This window comes from Streptomyces calidiresistens (genome assembly GCF_014141525.1).
Lineage (GTDB): Bacteria > Actinomycetota > Actinomycetes > Streptomycetales > Streptomycetaceae > Streptomyces > Streptomyces calidiresistens.
Genome location: NZ_VKHS01001219.1, coordinates 1 through 1,124, shown reverse-complemented (window position 1 = coordinate 1,124; position 1,124 = coordinate 1). Strand labels below are relative to the sequence as shown.

Below are 1,124 nucleotides of genomic sequence, written 5' to 3'. Positions count from 1 at the left end.
CCCAGGGGGTGGGCGGTGGAGGGCGGCAGGAGGCGTCGACCGGTGTCCAGGTGGAGCGGGTCGCGGAACAGGCCGGCGACCACGACGAGCAGCAGCGGCGCCCCGTACACCAGGGGGTGGACGCCGCGCCGGGCGCCCGGCGCGGCGTCGGCGGCCGGCACGGGGGCCGGGGTGGTGAGGGCGCCGTCCCGCAGGGCGGGGCCGAGCAGCGGGCGGGCGGCGGCCCGGGCGGCGACGCCGACGGCGGCGGCGAGCAGCGCCAGGGCGAGGATGCCGGTCTGCAGGACGGGGAGGTCCTGGGCGATGGCGGCGCGCAGGGTGAGCCGGCCGAGGCCGGGGATGTCGAAGATCTGCTCGACGGCGACGGCGCCGCCGGTCAGGCCGACGACGAAGAGGCCGAGGTTGGGGAGCAGTCCGGGCAGGGAGCGGCGCAGGGCGTGGCGGGCGATGCGTCCGCCGGGGACGCCCCGGGCGGTGGCGGCGCGGGCCCAGGGTTCGGCGAACGCGCCGGGGAGCGTGTCGTCCAGCAGGCGCCCCAGGACGGCGCCGGCGGGCAGGCCCAGGGCGAGGGCGGGCAGGATCATCCAGCGCGGCCCGTACCAGCCGAGGGCGGGCAGCCAGCCCAGCTGTACGCCGACCACCCCGGCCAGGACCGAGGCGGTGAGGAACTCGGGGAGGGCGGCGAGCGCGGCGGAGAACCCGCCGGCCCGGGGGCGGCCGGCGAGCCGGCGGCGGGCGCCGAGCAGCAGCGTGCGGGAGCACACGGCGGCGGCGGTCACGGCGGCGACCAGCAGGGCGCCGGCCATGAGCAGCAGCGAGGCGCCGAGGGCGGGGAGCACGGTGGGCAGCACGGGGGTGCCGGAGACCCAGGAGGTGCCGGCGTCGCCGCGCGGCAGGCCGCCGAGCCACTGGAACAGCGGGCCCCACCAGGAGCCGTCCAGGCCGAGTTCGGCGCGGATGGCGGCCAGCACCTCGGGGTCGGGGTCGCGTTCGGCGGAGCGGGCCTTGAGGACGGTCAGCGCGGGGTCGGTGTCCGTCAGGCGGGGGAGCAGGCCGAGGGCGCAGACCAGGGCGGCGACGGGAACGAGGCGCCACAGCGACCACCACGCCGCGCCCCCTCCCAC

The 1,124-nt window shown here is 80.1% G+C and carries 1 protein-coding gene; it reads right to left on the bottom strand.

Going from position 1 to position 1,124, the window contains the following annotated elements; genetic code table 11:
* Positions 1-1,124 (bottom strand): ABC transporter permease (locus tag FOE67_RS26500; RefSeq protein ID WP_182667356.1); only part of this gene is annotated, 1,124 nt, incomplete at its 3' end.